Origin of the sequence: Streptomyces sp. SP18CS02 (genome assembly GCF_036322365.1) — a bacterium.
GTDB lineage: Bacteria > Actinomycetota > Actinomycetes > Streptomycetales > Streptomycetaceae > Streptomyces.
Map to the genome: position 1 here is coordinate 223,281 of NZ_JAQYXC010000303.1, position 23,747 is coordinate 247,027.

Sequence of the window (23,747 nt, forward strand, 5' to 3'; positions counted from 1 at the left end):
GTCGGCAACGGCACGGAGAACCACCGTGAAACCTAAGGATCACCCCGATCGTCGGCCATCGACAGCTGTCACGCATCCGTGGGCGCCATCTCAGACATATGTCTGAAGAGCCAGGTCGGAGGTGGGAGAATGTCCGGATGAAGGCCGATTATCAAGACCTGGTGGACGAGATCTCGGCGCTGCTGGGCGCCCCCGCCACCCTGGAGAACCGGGATTTCGGCCTGATCGCCTTCGGAGCCCACGACAGCGGCGACTTCGACGAGACGACGCTCGACCCCGTCCGCACCCGCTCGATCCTGACCAGGAAGTCCACTCCCGCCGTCCGGGCCTGGTTCGAGGGCTTCGGCATCACGCGGGCGACCGGCCCGGTCCGCATCCCGGCGGCACCGGACGCGGGCGTCTTCCGGGACCGGCTCTGCCTTCCGGTACGCCACCGGGGCGTCGCGCTGGGGTACGTCTGGCTGCTCGACGCCGACCCCGGGCCGGCGCCCGGCCGCCTGACGGCCGCCATGGAGGTGGCCGCCCGGATCGGGGCGCTGCTCGCGGACGAGGAGCGGGCCGGCGGCGACCTGTCGAGGGAGCTGCGCGCCGTACTGACGGCGGAGCGGGGATGGCAGTACGACATGGCCCTGGCCGCGTTGCGCACGGCGCTCGGCCCGGACGCCGACGGCCTGCACGCGCTGGTGTGCGTCGCGCCCTGGCCCGGCGACGACACCCCCTCCGTGCGTACGGCCCCGGGGGCGGCCGCGCTGTGCGCCCTGCCCTGGCGCACGGCGGGGACACACGGGCTGGCCGCGCTGATCCGGCTGCGCTCGGCCGACGCCCTGGCGCCCGCGCTCACGGCGGCGACCAGGCTGCGCGACGCGGCGGCGACGGGCGCCGGTGCGGATGCCACGGGCACCGGTGCGGCCGGTCGGGCGAACCCGGGCGAGGGGGCCGTGGCGGGCATCGGTGACCCCCGCAAGGGGCTGGCCGAGCTGGGCGAGGCATGGCACGAGGCGGTCTCCGCCGCCCGCGCGGCCACGGCACAGCCACGACTGGGCCCGGTCGCCCGCTGGGCGTCGATCGGCCCGTACCGCCTGCTGACCGCGCTGCCGCCGGCGCCCGCGCACGACGCGGCGATCCGTCCGCTGTTGTCCGCCGCGCACCGGGATCTCGCCCGTACGGCCGAGGTCTTCCTCGACTGCGCGGGCCAGGCGGGCCGCACGGCGGCGACCCTGGGCATCCACCGGCAGACGCTGTACTACCGCCTGTCGAGGGTGGAGCAGCTGACGGGCCTGGACCTGGACGACGGGGAGCACCGGCTCCTGCTCCACATGGCCCTGAAGTCGGCCGGCCTGTGACCGCTCCCGGCGTCGTCGTCGCGGCGCCGGGCCCGGCCGGCTTCAGCCCGTCTCCCCCATGAGCACCTTCAGCCCCTCGGCCAGGTCCTCGGCCGAAGGGGCGCTGTCCGGGTCGACCATCCGCTGGATCATGACCCCCGCCGCGAGGGCCTGGCAGAGGAGTCCCGCCACCCGCGTCTTCTCCGGATCCGCCTCCGGATCCGGACCGGGGAACATCCGGGCCATCCCCAGCCGCCCCTCGCGCTGCTGCTCCTTGAGGGCCTCGCGCAGCTCCTCGTCCTCGTCCAGCCGGGTCACGGCCTCCAGCTGGAGCTTCCAGACCGCGCGGTCGTCCCCGGCGGTGGCGATGAGCTGCCCCCACGCCTGGCGGAACCGCTCGTACGGATCCGCGGACGGCTCCACCTCCCGCGCCCCGGCCGGACCGGCCGCCTCGCCCCGCTCCTCGGTCACCGCGAGGAACGCCTGGTTCAGCAGGGCTTCCTTGGAACCGTAGTGGTAGCCGATGGAGGCCAGGTTCGTCCCCGACGCGGCGACGATGTCCCGCGCGGTCGTCCGCGCGTACCCCTTCTCCAGCAGGCAGCGCTTGGCGCCTTCGAGCAGAGCCTCACGGTGTCCCATGAACGCAGCGTACCCGGCCTCCAGACGCTTGTGTAAGACGAGCGTCCAGGGGCCGGGTACGCGGATGCGGAGGGGTCAGTCCCGCAGGTTCACCGACCGGGCCGACGTCGCGCCGACCTCCTCGGCGACCTCCGCGAGGACCGGCGCGGGCACCGTGTCGTCGACGGTCAGGACGGCGAGCGCCTCGCCGCCCTCCTCGGCGCGGGCGACCTGCATACCGGCGATGTTCAGCCCGGCCTCCCCGAGGATCCGGCCGACGGTGCCGACGACACCGGGACGGTCCTCGTAGCGCAGGACGACCATGTGGTCGGCGAGCGCCAGGTCGACGTCGTAGTCGCCGACGGCGACGATCTTCTGGAGGTGCTTCGGGCCGGCCAGCGTGCCGGAGACCGCGACCTCCTCACCGTCCGCGAGGGTGCCGCGCACGGTCACCACATTGCGGTGGTCGGGCGACTCGCTGCTCGTGGTCAGACGGACCTCGACACCGCGCTCCTGGGCGAACAGCGGCGCGTTGACGTACGAGACGGTCTCGTCGACGACGTCCTCGAACACGCCCTTGAGCGCGGACAGTTCGAGCACCTTCACGTCGTGCTGGGTGATCTCGCCGTACACCTCGACGTCGAGACGGACCGCGACCTCGCCCGCCAGGGCGGTGAAGATGCGGCCGAGGCGCTCGGCGAGCGGCAGACCCGGCTTGACGTCCTCGGCGATGACGCCGCCCTGGACGTTGACCGCGTCCGGGACCAGCTCACCGGCGAGCGCCAGGCGCACCGAGCGGGCGACCGCGATGCCCGCCTTCTCCTGCGCCTCGTCGGTGGACGCCCCGAGGTGCGGGGTGCACACGACCTGGTCGAGCTCGAACAGCGGGGAGTCGGTGCAGGGCTCCTTGGCGTACACATCGAGGCCCGCGCCGGCGACCCGGCCCTCCTTGAGCGCCGAGTACAGCGCCTCCTCGTCGACGATCCCGCCGCGCGCGGCGTTGACGATCCGCACGGCCGGCTTGACCTTGTGCAGCGCCTCGTCGCCGATCAGGCCGAGCGTCTCGGGGGTCTTGGGGAGGTGGACGGTGATGAAGTCGGAGACCTCCAGCAGCTCGTCCAGGGTCAGCAGCTTCACGCCCATCTGGGCGGCGCGGGCCGGCTGGACGTAGGGGTCGTACGCGACGATCTTCATTCCGAACGCCGACATGCGCTGGGCGACCAGGACACCGATGCGGCCGAGGCCGACGACGCCGAGGGTCTTCTCGCTGAGCTCGACACCCGTGTACTTGCTCCGCTTCCACTCACCGTTCTTGAGCGCGGTGTTGGCCTGCGGGATGTTGCGGGCGGTGGCGACGAGCAGGCCGCAGGCGAGCTCGGCGGCGGTGACGATGTTGGAGGTCGGCGCGTTCACGACCATCACGCCGGCCTTGGTGGCGGCGGAGACATCGACGTTGTCCAGGCCCACACCCGCGCGGGCGACGACCTTCAGCTTCTTGGCCGCGGCGATGGCCTCGGCGTCGACCTTGGTGGCGGAGCGCACCAGGATGGCGTCCACATCCGCGACGGCCGGCAGCAGTTCGGCTCGGTCGGCGCCGTTGCAGTGCCGGATCTCGAAGTCCGGCCCCAGCGCGTCGACGGTGGCGGGCGACAGCTCTTCAGCGATGAGTACGACAGGTTTCGAGCTCACGTGAGTCCTCACAAGTCCAGTGCGGACGGCCGTCCCGACGGCCGCAGGCGGTGGAGGGGCTTGCCGCGTGGAAGACGCACGACGCTGTGGGCCTGACGCGTATATGTGGTTGATGCTGCATTTTCCCGGTTCCCCGGAGCCTGTGACAATGGTGGCGACGTCACGGACCCCCGGGCCCCCGGCCGCGGGAACACCGGCGCGAGGGTGGGCCTAAGTGTAGTGGCGGCACGTGGCGTATCTTCCGCCTCGGCGGAAGGATCACCCGTCCGGGTTGGACTGTCCGTCCAACGACGGCCGGCGGGGCCGGGCACCTGCCCGACCCCGCCGGTGAGGACTACGCCTCGTCGTTGTCCACCCAGCTCATGAGCTTGCGCAGCTCCTTGCCGGTGGTCTCCAGCAGGTGCTCGGAGTCCTGCGTCTTGTACTCGTCGTACTTCTTCAGGCCGCCGTGGTACTCGTCCATCCAGTTCTTGGCGAAGGTGCCGTCCTGGATCTCGGAGAGGACCTTCTTCATCTCGGCCTTGGTCTGGTCCGTGATGATGCGGGGGCCGGTGACGTAGTCGCCCCACTCGGCGGTCTCGGAGACCGACCAGCGCATCTTCTCCAGGCCGCCCTCGTACATCAGGTCCACGATCAGCTTCAGCTCGTGGAGGCACTCGAAGTACGCGATCTCCGGCTGGTAGCCGGCCTCGACCAGGGTCTCGAAGCCCGCCTTGACCAGCGCGGAGGCGCCGCCGCAGAGCACGGCCTGCTCGCCGAAGAGGTCGGTCTCGGTCTCCTCGGTGAACGTCGTCTTGATGACGCCCGCGCGGGTGCCGCCGATGGCCTTGGCGTAGGAGAGCGCCAGCGGGAAGGCGTTGCCCGTGGCGTCCTGCTCGACGGCGGCGATCGCCGGAACGCCGCGGCCCTCCTCGTACTGACGGCGGACCAGGTGGCCCGGGCCCTTCGGGGCGACCAGGGCGACGTCCACGCCGGCCGGGGGCTTGATGAAACCGAAGCGGACGTTGAAGCCGTGGGCGAAGAACAGCGCGTCGCCGTCCTTCAGGTTGCCCTTGATGGACTCCTCGTACACCTGGGCCTGGATCGGGTCCGGGATCAGGATCATGATGAGGTCGGCCTCGGCGGCGGCCTCCGCCGGCGTGACCACGCGCAGGCCCTGCTCCTCGGCCTTCGCCTTGGACTTGGAGCCCTCGTGCAGACCGACGCGGACGTCGACGCCCGAGTCACGGAGCGACAGCGCGTGGGCGTGGCCCTGGCTTCCGTAACCGATCACCGCGACCTTGCGGCCCTGGATGATGGACAGGTCGGCATCGTCGTCGTAGAACAGCTCGGCCACTGGGTTTCTCCTTGGTGTGCTGGTGTTGCTCCCACCGTACGGTGGGCTCGGGTGGGGAAGGTGCGGGGTCTCGCCAGGCGGACCGGTCCGGCGCCCGGACCAGTCGCGGGCGGGGTCAGGCCGAACGGTCGAGGGCTCGCAGCGAGCGGTCCGTGATGGACCGGGCGCCACGCCCTATGGCGATCGTGCCGGACTGGACGAGTTCCTTGATGCCGAACTGCTCCAGCATCTTGAGCATCGCGTCCAGCTTGTCACTCGAACCGGTGGCCTCGATGGTGACCGCCTCGGGCGAGACGTCCACGGTCTTGGCGCGGAACAGCTGGACGATCTCGACGATCTGGGAGCGGGTCTCGTTGTCGGCGCGGACCTTCACCAGGACGAGCTCGCGCTGGATCGCGGCGCTGGGCTCCAGTTCCACGATCTTGAGGACGTTGACCAGCTTGTTGAGCTGCTTGGTCACCTGCTCCAGCGGCAGGTCCTCGACATTGACCACGATGGTGATGCGGGAGATGTCGGGGTGCTCGGTGACACCGACCGCGAGCGAGTCGATGTTGAAGCCGCGGCGGGAGAACAGGGCGGCGATCCGCGCCAGGATGCCGGGGGTGTTCTCCACCAGGACGGAGAGCGTGTGCCTAGTCATGTGGGTCGTTCCTCTTCCTACGGCTCTCGGTCTCAGTCGTCTTCGTTGTCGCCGAAGTCGGGGCGGACACCGCGGGCGGCCATGACCTCGTCGTTGGAGGTGCCGGCGGCGACCATGGGCCACACCTGCGCGTCCTCGTGGACGATGAAGTCGACGACGACGGGGCGGTCGTTGATGGCGTTGGCCTCGGCGATGACCTTGTCCAGGTCCTCGGGCCGCTCGCAGCGCAGCGCGACACAGCCCATGGCCTCGGAGAGCTTCACGAAGTCCGGGACGCGGGTGCCCTTGTTGGGCTGCAGGTCGTCGGGGCCGGAGTGCAGCACCGTGTTGGAGTAGCGCTGGTTGTAGAAGAGGGTCTGCCACTGGCGGACCATCCCGAGCGCGCCGTTGTTGATGATCGCGACCTTGATCGGGATGTTGTTCAGCGCGCAGGTGACCAGTTCCTGGTTGGTCATCTGGAAGCAGCCGTCACCGTCGATCGCCCAGACCGTGCGGTCCGGCCGGCCGGCCTTGGCACCCATGGCGGCCGGCACGGCGTACCCCATCGTTCCGGCGCCGCCCGAGTTGAGCCAGGTGGCGGGCTTCTCGTAGTCGATGAAGTGGGCGGCCCACATCTGGTGCTGGCCGACCCCGGCCGCGTAGATGGTGTCCTCGGGGGCGAGCTGCCCGATGCGCTGGATGACCTGCTGCGGCGAGAGGCTGCCGTCCTCGGGCTGGTCGTAGCCGAGGGGGTAGGTCTCGCGCCAGCGGTTGAGGTCGTTCCACCAGGCGGTGTAGTCGCCCGTGTTGCCCTCGGTGTGCTCGCCCTGGACGGCCTGGACCAGGTCGGCGATGACCTCGCGGGCGTCACCGACGATCGGCACGTCGGCGGCGCGGTTCTTGCCGATCTCGGCCGGGTCGATGTCCGCGTGGACGATCTTGGCGTACGGGGCGAAGCTGTCCAGCTTGCCCGTGACGCGGTCGTCGAAGCGGGCTCCGAGGGCGACGATCAGGTCGGCCTTCTGCAGCGCGGTGACGGCGGTGACCGCACCGTGCATGCCCGGCATTCCCACGTGCAGCGGGTGGCTGTCGGGGAACGCGCCCAGCGCCATCAGGGTGGTGGTGACGGGGGCCTGGGTGAGCTCGGCGAGGACCTTCAGCTCGGCGGTCGCGCCGGCCTTCAGGACGCCGCCGCCGACATACAGGACGGGGCGCTTGGCCTGCGTGATCAGCTTGGCGGCCTCGCGGATCTGCTTGGCGTGCGGCTTGGTCACCGGCCGGTAGCCCGGCAGGTCCAGCTGCGGCGGCCAGCTGAAGGTCGTGCTGGCCTGGAGGGCGTCCTTGGCGATGTCGACCAGGACCGGGCCCGGGCGGCCGGTGGAGGCGATGTGGAACGCCTCGGCGATCGTCCTGGGGATGTCCTCGGCCTTGGTGACCAGGAAGTTGTGCTTGGTGATCGGCATGGTGATGCCGCAGATGTCCGCCTCCTGGAAGGCGTCCGTGCCGATCGCCTTGGAGGCGACCTGGCCGGTGATGGCGACCAGGGGGACCGAGTCCATGTGCGCGTCGGCGATCGGCGTGACCAGGTTGGTGGCGCCGGGGCCGGAGGTGGCCATGCAGACACCGACCTTGCCGGTGGCCTGCGCGTAGCCGGTGGCGGCGTGGCCCGCGCCCTGCTCGTGGCGGACCAGCACATGACGGACCCGGGTGGAGTCCATCATCGGGTCGTACGCCGGGAGGATGGCACCGCCGGGGATCCCGAACACCGTCTCGGCCCCGACCTCCTCGAGAGAGCGAATGAGGGACTGCGCACCCGTGACGTGTTCAACGGTGGCGGAGGGCTGTCCGCCGTTACGGGCCCGCGGCTGGGGGTGGTGGGCCCCGGTGGCCTGCTCGGTCATCGGCATTCTCTTCTCGAAGCTGAGGGTTTTCGCGAGGGTTTAGCGGGTTTGGCAGGTGCCAGTGCAACAAAAAACCCCTCGTGCCGTGAGGCAAGCGAGGGGAGCGCGTCGGAGTGAGTCCAGCAGGGCCATGCTCAGGCCCTGCTCAGCCGACGCGCTTTCCAAGTACGAGAATTCGGGTGCGCATGGCAATGACCCTCCACCCGGCGCACTGTCAGTGTCAAGTGGGTGGGACGCGAGTCTCATTATGTGAGCGCATCGGGGGAAGGGAGCCGCCGGTCAGCACCGGCAGGGCGACTCCTTCGGGCACCGGGAACTCGTCCCTGACCAGCGCACGGCGCAGCCGGTACTCGTCGAGCGGCCCGGAGAAGGCCATGCCCTGCCCGTGGGTGCACCCCATGGCGCGCAGGGCGAGAACCTGTTCCGGTACGTCGACACCGTCGGCCACGGACTGCATGCCGAGATCGCAGGCGATCCTCAGGAGTCCGGCGGTGATCTTGTGGAGCCGGGCGGACTCGACGACACCCTCGACCAGGCCCCGGTCCAGCTTGAGCATGTCGACGGGGAGCCTGCGCAAGGCGTTGATCGCGGCGTACCCGCTGCCGAAGCCGTCCAGCGCGATCCGCACGCCGATCCGCCGGAGGTCGGCGAGGCGCTGCTCCAGCTCGTCGAAGGAGATGCGCGGATCGCTGTCGGCCAGCTCGATGATCAGGAGGCCCGACGGCAGCTCGAATTTGGCCAGCAGGGCCTCGATGGTGCCGAGCGGCATGGACTGGTCCAGCAGCCGGCGGGCCGGGAGGCGGACGCTGACGGGCGCCTCATGACCGAGCCGGCTGCGTTCGGCGGCCTGTGCGACGGCCTCCTCCAGGAGCCAGCGGCCCAGGTCGGCGGAGCGCTCGCTCTCCTCCGCGCCCCGGAGGAACTCGGCGGGGGTGAACAGGATGCCCTGGGCGGAACGCCAGCGCGCCTGGGCGGCGACAGCGGTGATCCGGCCACTGCCGAGGTTCACCACGGGCTGGTGGAGCAGGGCGAACTCGCCGTCGTCCAGGGCGCTGCGCAGCCGGGTGGCCACTTCCGTGCGCCGGACGACGTCGGCCTGCATCTGCGGGGCGTACAGCTCCACCCGGTTCTTGCCGCCCGCCTTGGCGCGGTACATGGCGAGGTCCGCGTTGCGCAGGAGGTCCCCGGCGTTGATGCCCGGTTCCGCGAAAGCGACGCCGATGGAGGCGGCGACCCGGACCTCCTTGCCCTCCACGCGGTACGGCTGGGACAGCGTGAGGCGCAGCCGTTCGGCGATCTCCTGGACCTGCGCGTCGCGGGCGGCCTGGCCCCGGATGCCGTCCCCGAGGATCAGCGCGGCGAACTCGTCACCGCCGAGCCTGGCCGCGGTGTCCCCGGCCCGGACCGACTCCTGGAGGCGCCGGGCGGCCTGGATCAGCAGCTCGTCGCCCGCCTGGTGGCCATGGCGGTCGTTGATGCCCTTGAAGCCGTCGAGGTCGATGAAGAGGACCGCGGTGCCCGCGTCACCCGCCCGCCGGCCGCCGAGGGCCTGGCGGACCCGCTTGGTGAACAGGGCGCGGTTGGGCAGGTCGGTGAGGGGGTCGTGTTCGGCGTTGTGCTGGAGCTGGGCCTGGAGCCGGACCCGTTCGGTGACGTCCCGGCTGTTGAAGATCAGCCCGCCCTGGTGGCGGTTGACGGTGGACTCGACGTTGAGCCACTCCCCCGTGCCGGACCTGAACCGGCACTCGATGCGGGTGGTGGGCTCCTCGGCGGGCGGGGCGGCCAGGAACCGTCGCACCTCGTGGACGACACCGCCCAGGTCCTCGGGGTGGATGAGGGAGGCCAGCTCGGAGCCGATCAGTTCGTCGGCCTCCCGGCCGTACACCCCGGAGGCCGCCGGGCTCACGTACCGCAGGACCCCGGTGGGCGCGGCGATCATGATGACGTCGCTGGAGCCCTGCACCAGGGACCGGAAGTGGTTCTCCTTCTGGGCCAGCTCGTGGGTGAGGGCGATGTTGTCGAGGAGCATGATGCCCTGGCGCACGACCAGGGCGAGCACGACCGTACAGCCGGTGAAGACAACTACGCGGTCCACTCGGCGGCCCTCGATGACGTTGTACAGGATGCCGAGGGTGCAGACGGCGGCCGCGAGGTACGGCGTGAGGGCTGCGAGCGAGCCGGCGACAGGGCGGCTGGGGTGGCGCGGCCCACGGGGCGGCGCGGCGGCCTCGACCGCCCGGCGCGCCCCCCACGGGGCGTACGCGAGGAGGAGGGAGCCGGCGAACCAGCCCGCGTCGAGCAGCTGGCCCGAGCGGTAGTGCTCGCGCAGCAGCGGCGAGGTGAACAGGGCGTCGCACAGGACGGTCAGGGCGAGGGCGGCGATGGCGGTGTGCACGGCGGAGCGGTTGACCTGGGATCGGCGGAAGTGCAGCGCGAGGACCATGCTGACCAGCACGATGTCGAGCAGCGGGTAGGCGAGCGAGAGCGCGGCCCGCGAGACGCTCTCCCCCTCGAACTTCGTGGTGTGGGCGAGGGCGAGGCTCCAGGAGAGGGTCAGCAGCGAGCCGCCGATGAGCCACGAGTCCAGCGCGAGGCAGACCCAGCCGGCCCGGGTGGCGGGCCGCTTGGCGAGAACGAGCAGCCCCACGATGGCGGGGGGCGCGAAGAGCAGGAAGAACAGGTCGGCGACCGAGGGACTGGGCACCTCGCGGTCGAGCACGACCTCGTACCACCCCCAGACGGCGTTCCCCCCGGCCGCCATGGCGGAGGAGAAGGCGAACAGCAGCCAGGCCGGCCTGGAACCGCTGCCGCCGGAGCGCGCGTAGGCGAAGCAGGAGACGCAGGCGATCAACGCCGCGGCGCTGAGACCGAAGTCGCCCATGATCGTGGCCATCGCGGGGGAACCCCAGCCGACGGCGGCCCCGGCGGCATATCCTCCGCAGCCCAGCGCGAGCAGGATCTGGCAGAGCAGGCTGCCCCCGCCGGCCGTCTCCCCGGCCTCGCCCCCGGAGACGGGCCGCCGCTCGATGACGGCGCCCGGGGCGCTCACCGGAACGCCTCGTCGTGTGCGGTGTGCGTGCGGTCGGGCCGCGCCTGGGCCTTCGGTCCGCGCGTCGGGTCCGGCCGGCCCTCGGGCGGGCCGCCGGGCGGCCCGGTCGGCGGGCCCGCCGTGTTCGGAGCGGGCCGCGAGGCGCCCCGCGATCGCAGCCGACGGTCCCGCCGCGTCGGTTCGTTGGTCCATCGCCCGTGCATCGCCCGTCGCCCCCCTCGGATTCTGATCGGCAATCACGTCGCTCCCCTGCGTCGTCCCGTACCCGACGCGTCCCCCCAAGTCGGGACGATACACCAGTCTCGTCACGCAGGGACAGGGGTGATCTACGCTCCGTGACGAACCGGCGGGTTAGCGGTACTCTGCGCACGCACGCCGATGCGGAGCGTGTCTCAACCCGTGGTGAGGACCACGTTCCGCAACGGTTCGCGCGCCGCGAACCGGGCGACCTGTCCCGCGATCAGCCGCTTCGCGCGGGGCAGGAACGCGGATGTCGAGCCTCCTACATGGGGGCTGATGAGAACGCCGGGCGCGTGCCACAGCGGGTGCCCGGCGGGCAGCGGCTCGGGGTCGGTGACATCGAGGGCGGCCGTGATCCGACCGCCCTCGGTCTCCGCGAGCAGCGCCTCGGTGTCGACCACCGGGCCGCGCGCCACGTTCACCAGCAGGGCGCCGTCCTTCATCCTGGCCAGGAAGTCCGCGTCCGCGAGGTGGCGGGTCGCGGTCGTGAGGGGCGTGGACAGGACCACCACATCGGCCTGCGGAAGCAGCACGGGGAGATCGGTCAGCGCGTGGACGGGGCCGCGCGCCGTGGTGCGCGCCGTGCGGGCGACCCGCGCGATGCGGGCGCACTCGAAGGGCGCGAGCCGGTCCTCTATCGCGGCGCCGATCGATCCGTACCCGACGATCAGTACGGACCTGTCGGCGAGCGCGGGGTAGAAACCGGCCCGCCACTCCTCGGCGTCCTGGCCGCGCACGAAGCCGGGAAGGCCCCGCAGCGAGGCGAGGATCAGGGCGAGCGTGAGCTCGGCGGTGCTGGCCTCGTGGACGCCCTTGGCGTTGCACAGCGCCACGCCGGACGGGAGCGCGTCGAGACCGGGGGTCACGTGGTCCGTGCCGGCCGACAGGGTCTGCACGACGCGCAGGGACGTCATGGCGGCCATCGGGCGCACCGCGATCTCGGACCCCTTCATGTACGGGACGACGTAGAAGACGCAGTCCGCGGGGTCGGCCGGATAGTCCTCGCCACCGTCCCAGAAGCGGTAGTCCAGGGCGGTGGCGGAGGGGTCGGGAAGCCCCTCGATCTCGTCGGCCGGAATGGGGAGCCACACATCGGAAGTCATGGTCAGGAGGCTATGCGAAGCGGTCCATGTGCCATTGGTTAGTTTGGGGAGCGGAACAGGGAGGGGTACGGGGAGTTGGAGCGCAGGACAATCGGGGCGACGGCGCTCGAAGTAGGTGCGATCGGCCTCGGCTGCATGCCGATGAGCTGGGCCTACACCGCTTCGCAGCAGCGTGGCGACCGTTCGGTCCGCGCCGTGCACGCAGCGCTCGACGCCGGCGTGACCCTGCTCGACACGGCCGACATGTACGGACCCTTCACCAACGAGCTGCTGCTGGGCCGGGTGCTCAGGGAGCGGAGGGCGGACGCCTTCGTGTCGACGAAGTGCGGGCTGCTCGTCGGGGAGCAGCACATCGTGGCCAACGGCCGGCCGGGGTACGTGCGGCGGGCCTGCGACGCGTCGCTGCGGCGGCTGCAGACGGATGTGATCGACCTCTACCAGCTGCACCGGGCCGATCCGGAGATACCGGTCGAGGAGACCTGGGGCGCGATGGCGGACCTGGTGCGGGCGGGGAAGGTCCGGGCGCTCGGGCTGTGCGCGATGGGGGTGCGCGCCTCGCGCCGCTCGGGGGCGCACCTGTACGACGGAACGATCCGGCAGCTGGAGCGGGTGCAGCAGGTGTTCCCGGTGAGCGCCGTGCAGGCGGAGCTGTCGGTGTGGTCTCCGGAGTCCCTGGAGCGGCTGCTGCCGTGGTGCGACTCGCGGGGCGTGGGTTTCCTGGCCGCGATGCCGCTGGGCAACGGCTTCCTCACCGGCACGCTGACGCCCGGGGGCGGCTTCGAGCCGGAGGACCTGCGGGCGCGCCACCCCCGCTTCACCGCCGAGATGATGGCGGCGAACCAGCCGGTGGTCGCGGGGCTGCGGCGGGTGGCCGAGGCGCACGGCGGGGAGGCGGCGGGGGTGACTCCGGCGCAGGTGGCGCTGGCGTGGGCACTGGGGCGGGGACGGCATGTGGTGCCGGTGCCGGGGACCAAGCAGGAGCGGTGGGCGGTGGAGAACGCGAGGGCGGCCGACCTGGTGCTCACGGCCGAGGACCTGGCGGAGATCGCGCAGCTGCCGCGGGCCCAGGGGTCCTGGGACTGACCGCGGGCCGTACGGCTGCCGCCGGCGGTAGCCGTACGGCAACCATGCGGGCGGGGGCCCTGGGGCCGATCACCGGCGGGCGGCGGCGATGTGCGGGACCCTGGTCGACAGGAGCGGTGTGTCAGAGGTAGTCATGCAGCTCACGCAGCCCGCTCGAAGGGATCAGAACTGTGCAACGTCCTGCTGTGACGGCCGTGTTGGCCGCTGCCGCGCTGGTGCTGGCGGCCGGTTGCTCACCGGGCGCCGGAGCCCCGGCCGCGGACGGCAAGAGCGCCGCCGCCCCGTCGTCCGCGCCGTCCGCGCCGTCGGGGGCCGCCACCTCCGCGGCGCCCTCGCCGTCGGCGCCGCCCGCGAAGGGGTCGGTGAAGGTGGCGTCGACCCTGGCCCAGGGGTTGAAGTCGCCGTGGGGGCTGGCCGCCCTGCCCGACGGGGACCTGCTGGTGTCCTCGCGTGACGAGGGCACGATCACCCGGATCGACGCGGAGAGCGGCGAGCAGACCCCGATCGGCTCGGTGCCCGGGGTGGCGCCGGGGGGCGAGGGCGGCCTGATGGGGCTGGCCGTGTCCCCCTCGTACGCCTCGGACCGTCTGGTGTACGCGTACTTCACCACGGAGTCGGACAACCGCATCGCCCGTCTGCTGTACGACGAGCGGAAACCGGCCGGGCAGCAGCTGGGGGCGCCCGACACGGTGCTGCGGGGCATCCCCAAGGGCACCATCCACAACGGCGGCCGGATCGCCTTCGGCCCGGACCGGATGCTGTACGCGGGTACGGGCGAGACGGGTGAGACGGGGCTGGCCCAGGACAAGACGTCACTGGCCGGGAAGATCCTGCGGATGACCCCGGACGGGCAGCCCGCAGACGGCAACCCCTCGGCCGATTCCGTCGTCTACTCCTCCGGACACCGCAATGTGCAGGGGCTGGCCTGGGATTCCGAGAAGCGGCTGTGGGCCGCCGAGTTCGGGCAGGACACCTGGGACGAGCTGAATCTCGTCGAGCCGGGCGGGAACTACGGCTGGCCGGAGGTCGAGGGCAAGGGCGGCAGGGCCGGGTTCGTCGACCCGGTGGCCCAGTGGAAGACCGACGACTCCTCGCCGAGCGGCATCGCCTACGCCCGGGGATCGATCTGGATGGCGGGGCTCAAGGGCGAGCGGCTGTGGCGCGTCCCGCTGGCGGGCGAGGCACCCTCGGCACAGCCCCAGCCGTTCCTGGAAGGGACCTACGGACGGCTGCGGACGGTCCTGGCCGCGGGCGGGAACACGCTGTGGCTCGTCACCGGCGAGACGGACGGCCGGGGCACCCCCGAGGCCGGGGACGACAGGATCCTCCGGCTTGAGGTGAGCTGACGGGCGGCAGCGCGCACCGAACCCGGCGAAGGACCCGCCGAGGGCTCCGGCCGACCGCTCCGCACCAGCCGGGGCGGACGGTCAGGCCGTCGCCTCCGGAAGCAGGTGGAGGCGGTGCGCCAGGGCCGCCGCCTCCCCGCGGCCGGAGACGCCCAGCTTGGCCAGGATGTTCGAGACGTGCACGCTGGCCGTCTTCGGCGAGATGAACAGCTTCTCGGCGATCTGGCGGTTGGTGCGTCCCGCGGCGACCAGGTGCAGTACGTCCTGCTCGCGCGGGGTCAGCCCGAAGCCCTCGGTGACCGGCTCCGGGCCGGCGGCGACCGGGGCCAGCAGCGAGAGCCTGGCCCGCCCCGCGAGCAGCTCCACCTCCTCGCGCAGCGGCCGGGCGCCCAGGTGGACGGCGACGAGGTGGGCCTCGCGCAGCAGCGCGGCCGCCTGGTCGCGCCGGCCGCCCTCGACGAGCAGCGCGTCCGCCCAGCGGTGGCGGGCCCTGGCCAGCTCGTAGGGGCGCTCGACGGGCCCGAAGGCGGTGACCACCTCCGCCCACCGGTCGGCGCTCGCCCGGTCCTCGGCCCGGGCCAGCTCGGCGGCGACGAACAGGGCGTGGCCGTGCCACACCGGTACGGGCGTGGCGAGCGTCCTGGCGACGGAGCCGATGAGCTCCAGCGCCTCGGCCCGTCCCTCGGCGGCGGCCGGCAGCCCGCGCGCGTCGGCCTCCGCGGCGGCGGCGGTGAGCAGCATCGGCCAGGCGTAGCGGTGGATGCCGGGCGGGATGCCCGCCTCGGCCGCTTCGGCGACGGCGGCGCGGACGTCGGTGAGACGGCCCCGGGCCGCGGCGATGGTCATCTCGACGTGGGCGAGCGGCAGCAGGTACTGCATCATCGGATCGTGCTTGCCGTACGCCTCGTGGGCGAGCGCCGCGTGCTCGGCGGCCGAGTCCAGCTCGCCGCGCAGGCCGGCCAGCTGGGCCAGCCTCAGGTGCGCCGCGCCGCGCGGCTTGGAGCTGTAGGCGACGCGCTGGAGGCGCCGGGCGCCCTCGCACGCCTCGTCCCAGTGCCCCAGGGAGACCTGCGACTCGACGACGTTGCCCAGGACCCAGCCCTCGTTGTCGAGCAGGCCGCGGCTGCGGGAGTACGCGACCCCGGCGACGCCGACCTCCACGGCCTCGCGGGAGCGCCCGACGCCCTCCAGGCTGGAGGCGAGGTTGGTGTGGGCCCGGCCCGCCTCGCTGACCAGGCACAGGTCCAGGGTCCTGCGCCGGACCGCGTACATCTCGGCGAGACCGGCCTCGATGTCCCCCGCGTCGACCATGAGGCCGCCGAGGGTGAGCCGGGCGTTCAGCTCGATCTGCTCGGCCTTGACGAGGCGGGCGTACTCCACGGCCCGCTCCGCGGCGGCGAGGCTCTCGGGGCCGGGGGCGTGCAGCATGCCCCAGCCGGCCGCGACGGCGAGCACCTGGGCGTGGACGGCCGACGGCGGCAGTCCGCGCACGAGGTCCTGGGCGGCGGCGATCTCCGGCCAGCCGTCACCGCGCCCGAGGCTGGAGACGAGCCGGGAGCGTTCGGTCCAGAACCAGGCGGCGCGCTGGGGGTCGCCCCCGGCCCCGTCCGCGCCGGCGGCGTGCTCGTGCTCCTCGGCGTCGATCAGACGCAGGGCCGTCCTGGCTATCTTCAGGGCCCGTTCGCGCTCGCCGCACAGCCGGGCCGCGACGGCCGCCTCGGCGAGCAGGTCGAGATAGCGCAGCGGGGTGGTCTCCGGATCGCAGCCGCACGCCGGGTACGCCTCCGCGTAGTCGATGGGCCGCAGGGATTTGCGCACCTCGTCGGGCGCCTCGTCCCACAGCTCCATGGCCCGTTCCAGCAGCCGCAACTGCTCGGCGTAGGCGTGGCGCTTGCGGGTCGCGACGGCGGCCCTCAGGACGACGGGCAGCGCCTTGGCCGCGTTGTGGGCGTGGTACCAGTAGCTGGCCAGCCGGGTCGCCCGCTCGTCGGCGCGGACGAGCGCGGGGTCGGCCTCCAGCGCTTCGGCGTACCGCCGGTTGAGGCGCGAGCGCTCCCCGGGCAGCAGGTCGTCGCTGACGGCCTCGCGGACCAGGGAGTGGCGGAAGCGGTAGCCGTCGCCGTCGGGCACGGCCAGCAGGATGTTGGCGTTGACGGCGGCCCGCAGCGCCTCGATGAGGTCGTCCTCGGACAGCCGGGCGACGGCCGCGAGGAGGTCGTACTCGACGGTGGAGCCGCCTTCCGCGACGATCCTGGCGACCCGCTGGGCGTCCTCGGGGAGCCGTTCGACGCGGACGAGCAGCAGATCGCGCAGGGAGTCGCTCAGCGCTCCGGAGGAACAGCCGTCCTCCTGGCAGACGACCAGTTCCTCGACGAAGAAGGCGTTGCCGTCGGAGCGCGCGAAGATGTCGTCGACCATGGCGGCGGCGGGCTCGGCGGCCAGGATGCCGGTCAACTGGTGGTGCACCTCGGTGCGGTTGAACCGGGACAGCTCGATGCGCCGGACGGTGCGCAGCCGGTCCAGCTCGGCCAGCAGCGGTCGCAGCGGGTGCCGGCGGTGGATGTCGTCGGCGCGGTAGGTGGCGACCACGACGAGCCGGCCGCTGCGCAGCGTACGGAACAGGTACGCGAGCAGGTGCCGGGTGGAGGCGTCGGCCCAGTGCAGGTCCTCCAGGGCGAGGACGACCGTGCGGTCGGCGGCGACGCGCTCCAGCAGGCGCACGGTGAGCTCGAAGAGCCGGGCGGTGCTGTCCTCGTTGTACGGTTCGTGGCCGCCCGCGTCGCCCAGCTCGGGCAGCAGGCGGGCGAGTTCGCCCTCCTGGCCCTGCGCGGCGGCGGCCAGTTCGTCCGGGAGCTTGCGGCGCAGGGCGCGCAGGGCGGTGGAGAACGGCGCGAACGGCAGCCCGTCCGCGCCGATTTCGACGCACCCGCCGACGGCGACGACCGCGCCCCGGCCGCACGCCTCGTCGAGGAACTCCTCGATGAGGCGCGTCTTGCCCACGCCGGCCTCGCCGCCGACGAGCAACGCCTGCGGTTCCCCCGCGCCGGCGCGGGCGAGTGCTTCGGTGAGCGCGGTCATCTCGTCGGCCCTGCCGACGAACACCGGGCTGACTGACCTGGTCTCCACGTCGCCGAGCATCGCACAGCGCGTGGCCGGCGCGGCACCCGGCGTCGGCACGACGATCATGGCGCGGGGGTCACGCGGCCTGCGTGAAGCGGCTGCGGTGGGTCCTCACCCGCCCTTCCGGGGCGTTGTCGCCGGATCCGCGGGAGGCGGTGCGGCGGGCCTTGCGGGCCGCGCGGGCGAGGCCGACGAGGCGCTGGGCCTCGGCTTCGCGGACCAGTTCGGCGTGGTGGGCGCGGTGGAGTTCGTAGGCGAGCATCAGGTCTCCCTGGTAAGTGATGTCGTTCTGTGGTGCCTTCACTTTCGTTTCCCAGGGGGTGGGGGCGCATGGGGCGAGTGCCGCATGTTCACGGCCGCGGGGGCCTTAGGGGGACGGCGGGGGGCCGGCCGGTGGCCTAAGGCACCGGGCCCCGGTGCCTTAGGCCACCGGCCTGGACGGCTCAGGTGCCGGTCGCCGGCAGGGGAAGCAGCAGGTCGAAGTACAGGCCGGCGGACAGGAGCAGACCGAGGCCGCCCGGTACGGCGCCGGCCAGCGAGACGGCCCTGACCCAGGCGGGGCGCCCGGGCCCGGCCAGCACGGTCAGGCCGGTGATCAGGGCGAGGAGGGCGAAGATCCCGTTGACGAGGGCGGTGGTGTGCCAGGCGTCGCCGTAGAGCTCCGAGATCTGCTGGGCGGCGCTGCCGGTCCGGGAGGTGTTGATCTGGCCCACGAGCGTCTCGCGCTCGGCGGCCACGCGTCCCACCCAGCTGCCGGTGAGGGAGGCGATGCCGAGGGCTGCGGAGACGACGGCCGCGGCGCCCGCCCCGATGCCCGTCGACGCGGCGCCCGCCCGCTCCCGGTGCCGCTGTCGACGCCCGCACGGGGTCCGGCGTCCCCCGCGGGGACGTCCGGGTCGTGCGGGTCCCCCGGGCCGTCCGCCGGCCCGCTCTCCTCACCGGTCTCGAACTCGGTTCCGTACTCGGTCCGGTACTCGATGTGCTCGTCGCGGACGGCGGCTTCGGTGTTCGTCGTCGTACGGTTCATGCGGGCACGCCAGGTGCCCTGTCCGAGAGGCGCCTGAGAGACATCCGGGCTCCCGGTCGCGAGGCCGGGCCCGCGGGAGCGGGAGGGCCCGGCCCCCGGCGGGCGGGCGGCGCGGATGGCGGCCGGCACGGATGGCGGGCGGGCGGCGCGGATCAGGAGGCGGGAGTCCGGTGCCGGGCGGTCCACTCGGGGGCGAGCACCGACCAGATCTCCGTGTCGTGGCGTACGCCCCGGTAGAGGACGCTCTCCCGCAGGACGCCCTCCTTGGTCATCCCGAGCCGCTGGGCGACCCTGATGCTCGCGGTGTTGCCGGAGGCGACCTGCCACTCCACGCGGTGGATGCCGCGCTCCCGCACCGCCCAGTCGATGATGACCCGCGCCGCGCGGGTCACCAGTCCGCGCCCCGCCGCGGCCGGCTCCAGCCAGCAGCCGACCTCACAGGTGCCCTGGGCGGTGTCCATGACCCGGAAGAGCACACCGCCGACGAGGGTGCCGTCGAGCCGGATCCCGTAGATGCGGCCCGTGTCGGCGGCCGCCTTGTCGGCGTACAGCTGGAGGAAGGACCGTGCCGACGCCAGGTCGGCGGACACGTCCGCCAGGGCGATGAAGCGGCCGATGAACTCCCGGCCCCGGTCGATGTGGGCCAGATACTCCTCGGCCTGCCAGGGCTCCAGCGGGCGCAGCTCGGCGCCTTCCTCACCCAGGGGTATCGCGAACATGAGTGTGATCCTCCACCGTCACGGCGCGAGCCGTCCCTTGCCGCTCGCGCGCTCCACGGTGATCCTTCCACGGCCGGCGGGGCCGGGGCGGGACGCGGGCGGGACGCCTTGCCGGCGGCCGGGCCCGCGGGTGCCGGGACGCCTTGCCGGCGGCCGGGCCCGCGGGTGCCGGGACGCCTTTCCGGCGCCGGGCCCGCGGGTGCCGGGACGCTCGCGCCGCCGGCACCCGTACGCCTGCGGTACGTCAGCCGGAGACGCTCGCGCGCCCGTTCTCGATGTGGCCCATCAGCCGGCGCCGGAAGCCGTCCGGGGCGGTGACCTCCACGTCGTACCAGCCGTGCGCGTCGGCGGCCGAGTGGACAACGGTACGGCTGCGGCCGGGCTTGACGGTGATCCTGCGGGTCCAGTCCTCGAGGTCGGCCTCGTCGACGTACCCGAGCGGCCGCAGGGTGAAGGTGACCGGCTTGTCGCCGCCGTTGCGCAGGGTGAGGTGCAGGTCGCGGTCGTGGGGGTCGAGGTACGAGGAGACGTCGGCCCCGCCCGAGGCGGCGCCCTCGAACTCGCGGCGGAAGCCGTTGGGCCCGGTGACGGTGAAGCGGTACGCCCCACCGCTGAGGGGCACGGTCCACGCCGCCCTGCCCTTGACGTCCCGGTGCTGCGGGGCGGCGAACTCACCGGCGTACGGGTAGAGGGCGAAGTGGGCGGAGGCCCGGCCGGTGTTGCTGAGGGCGAGGGTGGCGGTCCCGTCGGCGATCCTGGCGGACGCGTCCGGCTGGTAGGGCAGCGGCCTGGCCGGGCGGGAACCGGGTTCCTGCACGGGCATGCGCTGCTCCAGCGGCGGCTGGGGGCGCCAGCGCCCGGTGAACGGCGGGACGGGCCCGGGCTGCTCGACCTCCGGCTGCCGGTGGCCGCGGCGGAAGTCGAAGGCCGAGGTGAGATCGCCGGTGACCGTGCGCCGCCAGGGGGTGATGTTGGGTTCCCGGACACCGGTCCACCGCTCCAGGAACCGGATCACCGAGGTGTGGTCGAAGACCTCGGAGCAGACGTACCCGCCGACCGACCAGGGCGAGACGACGAGCAGCGGCACCCGGATGCCGAGGCCGGTCGGCAGGCCCTTCCACCGCTCGTCGGTGTCGTCGGCGGGCGGCACGGGCGGCGGGACGTGGTCGAAGAAGCCGTCGTTCTCGTCGTAGTTGATCAGGACGACGGTGTGGCGCCAGACGTCCGGATGGGCGCCGAGCGCGTCCAGCACCTTGTAGACGAGGGTGGCCGAGGCGATCGGCGACGAGGACCCGGGGTGCTCCGAGTCGACGGCCGAGGGCACCAGGTAGGACACCTCCGGCAGCGTGCCGGCGGCCACATCGGCCCGGAAGCGGTCGGCGAGCCGCCCGGGCTCGACCCGCCTCAGCCCGCGCTCGAAGAGCGAGCGCTCCTGCGCGGTGAGGGTCGCGACGCCCTCCTCCAGCAGGGCCAGGAGCCCGGCGCGCTCGGCGGCGTCGTCGGTGTCGCGCACCCGGGCGTAGAAGGACTCCATGAAGGTGTGGCCGCCGGTGCGGGCCAGCGCCTTGCGCGCGATCTTCTTGAAGGTGGTGAAGAACTCGATGTTGTTGTCGGTGAAGTTCTCCCACTCCGTGTACGTCTGCCAGCTCCGCCCGGCCTTCTCCAGGCGCTCGGCGTAGGTGGGCCAGGGGTAGCCGGGGTGGGTGCCCTCGGCGTACGCGGCGTTGGTCACGGCCCGGCTGCCGTCGGCCTCGAAGCCGGTCCAGCCGGACCACAGGTGGTTGCGGTTGGGGCTGGTGGAGGTGTGGATCGACGAGTGGTACGCGTCGCAGACGGTGAAGGTGTCGGCGAGCTCGTAGTGCAGCGGCAGGTCGCGCCGGTCGTAGTACGCCATCGTGGCGGCGGTCTTGGCCGAGACCCAGCCGTCCATCCACCCGTCGCGCCACGCCTTGGCGCCGCCGCCCCAGGAGTGGTCGAGGTCGCCTATGTACTGGAGGTCCTTCTTCTGCGCCTCGGCCGCGTCCCGGATGGGGAAGGGGAGCACGGTGCGCAGCGGTCCCGGCTGTTCGAACACCGGCTTCCCGGAGGGCAGTTCGACGGCGTTGCGGTCGCCGAACCCGCGCACCCCGCGCAGGGTGCCGAAGTAGTGATCGAAGGAACGATTCTCCTGCATCAGGACCACCACATGGCGGATCGCGTCCATGCCGCCCTTGGGGGGACCGGCGGCCATGGCCGCCTGGAGCGAGGGCGGCAGCAGCGATCCGGCCGCGGCGGCGCCCAGAGCGCCTCCGCCCAGCGCGAGCATCCTCCTGCGCGAAATCTCCGGTGACACGCGTGACCTCCCAGTCGCGACCAATGGTTCGCCTTCGAGCCATTGAGTGGTACGGGCGCGACGGTAGTGAGACCACCATTCCCGGGGAAGACCCTGGATGAACGGAGAGGTGAACGTCCAACAGGTGGCCCGGGAAGTCCAAGCGGTTGGCCCCGTCCTCCGTAACGACGCCTCCGGTGGTAGCCGCCCGGACCATTGGCACCGGCGCACCATCCGGCCGGCCCCCTCCGGGGTCCGCGGCGGGACTTCCGGGATGCCCGGCGGGACTTCCGCACCGCCCGCGGGGCACGACGAGGCCCCCGTACTCGGTGAGTACGGGGGCCTCGTCGTGCCCCGCGGGGCGCGCCCGGCGCGCGGGACAGGCCGCAGGAGAGGTGCCGCGCAGACGCCGGGTGGCGGCCGGGGGTGCCGGCCCCCGGACTCACCCGGCCTCTTCGGGACGGGCCCCTGTCAGCCCTCGGTGACGCCCAGCTTCTCCAGGATCAGCTCGCGCACGCGGGCCGCGTCCGCCTGGCCCCGGGTCGCCTTCATGACCGCGCCGACCAGGGCGCCGGCCGCGGCCACCTTGCCGCCACGGATCTTGTCCGCGATGGCGGCGTTGGCGGCGATCGCCTCGTCGACGGCCGTGCCCAGCGCGCCCTCGTCGGAGACGACCTTCAGGCCGCGCTTCTCGACGACGGTGTCCGGGTCGCCCTCACCCGCGAGGACGCCCTCGATGACCTGACGGGCCAGCTTGTCGTTGAGGTCGCCCGACGCGACCAGCGCGGCCACCCGCGCGACCTGGGCCGGAGTGATGGCCAGCTCGTCCAGGGACGTCCCGGTCTCGTTGGCGTTGCGGGCCAGCTCACCCATCCACCACTTACGGGCCTGGTCGGCCGGGGCGCCCGCCTCGGTCGTGGCGACGATCAGGTCGACCGCGCCCGCGTTGAGGATGGACTGCATGTCGTGCTCGGAGACGCCCCACTCCTCGCGCAGCCGGTTGCGGCGCACGCGCGGCAGCTCGGGCAGCGTGGCGCGCAGCTCCTCGACCCACTCGCGGGACGGCGCCACGGGGACGAGGTCGGGCTCCGGGAAGTACCGGTAGTCCTCGGCCTCCTCCTTGACGCGGCCCGACGTCGTGGAGCCGTCGTCCTCGTGGAAGTGACGGGTCTCCTGGATGATCGTGCCGCCGCCGTTCAGCACGGCGGCGTGGCGCTGGATCTCGAAGCGGGCCGCGCGCTCGACGGAACGCAGCGAGTTCACGTTCTTCGTCTCGGAGCGCGTACCGAACTTCTCCCGGCCGTGCGGGCGCAGCGACAGGTTCACGTCGCACCGCATCTGGCCCTGCTCCATCCGGGCCTCGGAGACACCGAGGGCCTTGATGAGCTCGCGCAGTTCGGCGACGTACGCCTTGGCGACCTCGGGAGCTCGCGCACCGGCGCCCTCGATGGGCTTGGTGACGATCTCGATCAGCGGGATGCCGGCCCGGTTGTAGTCGAGCAGGGAGTGGGACGCGCCGTGGATACGGCCGGTGGCGCCGCCGACGTGCGTCGACTTGCCGGTGTCCTCCTCCATGTGGGCGCGCTCGATCTCCACGCGGAAGGTCTCGCCGTCCTCCAGCTGGACGTCCAGATAGCCGTTGAAGGCGATCGGCTCGTCATACTGCGAGGTCTGGAAGTTCTTCGGCATGTCCGGATAGAAGTAGTTCTTCCGGGCGAAGCGGCACCATTCGGCGATCTCGCAGTTGAGGGCGAGGCCGATCTTGATGGCGGACTCGACGCCGATCGCGTTGACGACCGGGAGCGATCCGGGCATGCCGAGGCAGGTCGGGCAGGTCTGCGCGTTGGGCTCGGCGCCCAGCTCGGTCGAGCAGCCGCAGAACATCTTGGTCCTGGTGCCGAGTTCGACGTGCACCTCGAGCCCCATGACGGGGTCGTAGGCGGCGAGGGCGTCCTCGTACGACACCAGCTCAGTGACGGTCACGATGAAACTTTCCCTCTCAGCCGAACAGGACGTCGTCGTCACCGATGCGCTTCACTTCACGCACCAGGATGGCCAGACCGGTGACGATCGCCGCGGCGGACACGAACGCGTCCAGCAGCAGAAGCGTGTCGCTCTCGGTACGGGCCTTGCGGGCCTGCTTGACCACGCTGAGCACACCGAAAGCGGTGGTGCCGATGGACAGGTAGGTGCCGGTCTTGGACTTCTTGAAGCCCTTGGCCTTGGTCAGTGCGCTCACGGTGCCTCCCCGTTCTCCCCCAGGG

General features: G+C 72.5%; 17 protein-coding genes. 3 read left to right on the plus strand and 14 right to left on the minus strand.

Annotated elements, in window-relative coordinates:
* Positions 1 to 137 precede the first annotated feature (137 nt).
* A complete protein-coding gene (locus PUR26_RS32010) occupies positions 138 to 1,343 on the plus strand; it encodes a PucR family transcriptional regulator (protein WP_329877924.1) in 1,206 nt (401 codons plus the stop codon).
* A gap of 42 nt (positions 1,344 to 1,385) precedes the next feature.
* Here PUR26_RS32010 and PUR26_RS32015 read toward each other — a convergent pair whose 3' ends face one another.
* The 7 genes from PUR26_RS32015 to PUR26_RS32045 form a co-directional block, all read right to left on the minus strand.
* A complete protein-coding gene (locus tag PUR26_RS32015; protein ID WP_329877926.1) occupies positions 1,386 to 1,961 on the minus strand; it encodes a TetR/AcrR family transcriptional regulator in 576 nt (191 codons plus the stop codon).
* A 75-nt stretch (positions 1,962 to 2,036) separates the two neighbouring features.
* Entirely contained in the window at positions 2,037 to 3,629 is a 1,593-nt protein-coding gene (serA, locus tag PUR26_RS32020; protein ID WP_329877928.1) for a phosphoglycerate dehydrogenase, read from the minus strand.
* A 334-nt stretch (positions 3,630 to 3,963) separates the two neighbouring features.
* The gene (gene ilvC / locus PUR26_RS32025) at positions 3,964 to 4,965 is read right to left on the minus strand and encodes a ketol-acid reductoisomerase (protein ID WP_329877930.1); all 1,002 of its coding nucleotides are present in this window, start codon (positions 4,963 to 4,965) and stop codon (positions 3,964 to 3,966) included.
* 115 nt (positions 4,966 to 5,080) lie between these two features.
* Positions 5,081 to 5,605 (minus strand): acetolactate synthase small subunit, encoded by a 525-nt coding sequence (gene ilvN, locus PUR26_RS32030; protein WP_215065241.1) that lies wholly within the window; start codon positions 5,603 to 5,605, stop codon positions 5,081 to 5,083.
* A 32-nt stretch (positions 5,606 to 5,637) separates the two neighbouring features.
* The gene (locus PUR26_RS32035; RefSeq protein ID WP_329877934.1) at positions 5,638 to 7,485 is read right to left on the minus strand and encodes an acetolactate synthase large subunit; all 1,848 of its coding nucleotides are present in this window, start codon (positions 7,483 to 7,485) and stop codon (positions 5,638 to 5,640) included.
* A gap of 220 nt (positions 7,486 to 7,705) precedes the next feature.
* Complete coding sequence (locus tag PUR26_RS32040) at positions 7,706 to 10,534, minus strand: putative bifunctional diguanylate cyclase/phosphodiesterase (protein ID WP_329877936.1); 2,829 nt, start codon at positions 10,532 to 10,534, stop codon at positions 7,706 to 7,708.
* A gap of 392 nt (positions 10,535 to 10,926) precedes the next feature.
* Positions 10,927 to 11,877 (minus strand): 2-hydroxyacid dehydrogenase, encoded by a 951-nt coding sequence (locus PUR26_RS32045; protein WP_329877938.1) that lies wholly within the window; start codon positions 11,875 to 11,877, stop codon positions 10,927 to 10,929.
* A gap of 75 nt (positions 11,878 to 11,952) precedes the next feature.
* On the opposite strand from PUR26_RS32045, the gene PUR26_RS32050 reads away from it, so the two are divergent.
* Entirely contained in the window at positions 11,953 to 12,960 is a 1,008-nt protein-coding gene (locus tag PUR26_RS32050; RefSeq protein ID WP_329877940.1) for an aldo/keto reductase, read from the plus strand.
* A 185-nt stretch (positions 12,961 to 13,145) separates the two neighbouring features.
* Positions 13,146 to 14,306, plus strand: a complete 1,161-nt coding sequence (locus PUR26_RS32055) for a PQQ-dependent sugar dehydrogenase (protein WP_329877942.1) — start codon at positions 13,146 to 13,148, stop codon at positions 14,304 to 14,306.
* A gap of 81 nt (positions 14,307 to 14,387) precedes the next feature.
* Here PUR26_RS32055 and PUR26_RS32060 read toward each other — a convergent pair whose 3' ends face one another.
* From PUR26_RS32060 to PUR26_RS32090, 7 genes are all read right to left on the minus strand, one after another.
* The gene (locus PUR26_RS32060; protein ID WP_443077250.1) at positions 14,388 to 17,444 is read right to left on the minus strand and encodes a helix-turn-helix transcriptional regulator; all 3,057 of its coding nucleotides are present in this window, start codon (positions 17,442 to 17,444) and stop codon (positions 14,388 to 14,390) included.
* 58 nt (positions 17,445 to 17,502) lie between these two features.
* Positions 17,503 to 17,730: a hypothetical protein gene (locus PUR26_RS32065; protein WP_329877944.1), complete on the minus strand. Its 228-nt coding sequence runs from the start codon at positions 17,728 to 17,730 to the stop codon at positions 17,503 to 17,505.
* Between the two features lie 139 nt (positions 17,731 to 17,869).
* Positions 17,870 to 18,163 (minus strand): hypothetical protein, encoded by a 294-nt coding sequence (locus PUR26_RS32070; protein WP_443077239.1) that lies wholly within the window; start codon positions 18,161 to 18,163, stop codon positions 17,870 to 17,872.
* Positions 18,164 to 18,605: 442 nt separating this feature from the next.
* Positions 18,606 to 19,172, minus strand: a complete 567-nt coding sequence (locus PUR26_RS32075) for a GNAT family N-acetyltransferase (protein ID WP_329877946.1) — start codon at positions 19,170 to 19,172, stop codon at positions 18,606 to 18,608.
* Positions 19,173 to 19,416: 244 nt separating this feature from the next.
* Positions 19,417 to 21,477: a phosphocholine-specific phospholipase C gene (locus PUR26_RS32080; protein ID WP_443077252.1), complete on the minus strand. Its 2,061-nt coding sequence runs from the start codon at positions 21,475 to 21,477 to the stop codon at positions 19,417 to 19,419.
* Positions 21,478 to 21,954: 477 nt separating this feature from the next.
* Entirely contained in the window at positions 21,955 to 23,466 is a 1,512-nt protein-coding gene (gatB, locus tag PUR26_RS32085; protein WP_329877949.1) for an Asp-tRNA(Asn)/Glu-tRNA(Gln) amidotransferase subunit GatB, read from the minus strand.
* Between the two features lie 16 nt (positions 23,467 to 23,482).
* Positions 23,483 to 23,722 (minus strand): hypothetical protein, encoded by a 240-nt coding sequence (locus PUR26_RS32090; RefSeq protein ID WP_329877950.1) that lies wholly within the window; start codon positions 23,720 to 23,722, stop codon positions 23,483 to 23,485.
* Positions 23,723 to 23,747 lie beyond the last annotated feature (25 nt).

What these genes read in the sequence shown, in the direction of transcription:
- PUR26_RS32080 (WP_443077252.1), bottom strand. Translation starts at nt 21,477, where the DNA reads ATGCTCGCGCTGGGCGGAGGCGCTCTGGGCGCCGCCGCGGCCGGATCG.
- PUR26_RS32045 (WP_329877938.1), bottom strand. Translation starts at nt 11,877, where the DNA reads ATGACTTCCGATGTGTGGCTCCCCATTCCGGCCGACGAGATCGAGGGG.
- PUR26_RS32015 (WP_329877926.1), bottom strand. Translation starts at nt 1,961, where the DNA reads ATGGGACACCGTGAGGCTCTGCTCGAAGGCGCCAAGCGCTGCCTGCTG.
- ilvN (WP_215065241.1), bottom strand. Translation starts at nt 5,605, where the DNA reads ATGACTAGGCACACGCTCTCCGTCCTGGTGGAGAACACCCCCGGCATC.
- PUR26_RS32060 (WP_443077250.1), bottom strand. Translation starts at nt 17,444, where the DNA reads ATGCTCGGCGACGTGGAGACCAGGTCAGTCAGCCCGGTGTTCGTCGGC.
- PUR26_RS32075 (WP_329877946.1), bottom strand. Translation starts at nt 19,172, where the DNA reads ATGTTCGCGATACCCCTGGGTGAGGAAGGCGCCGAGCTGCGCCCGCTG.
- PUR26_RS32010 (WP_329877924.1), top strand. Translation starts at nt 138, where the DNA reads ATGAAGGCCGATTATCAAGACCTGGTGGACGAGATCTCGGCGCTGCTG.
- PUR26_RS32035 (WP_329877934.1), bottom strand. Translation starts at nt 7,485, where the DNA reads ATGACCGAGCAGGCCACCGGGGCCCACCACCCCCAGCCGCGGGCCCGT.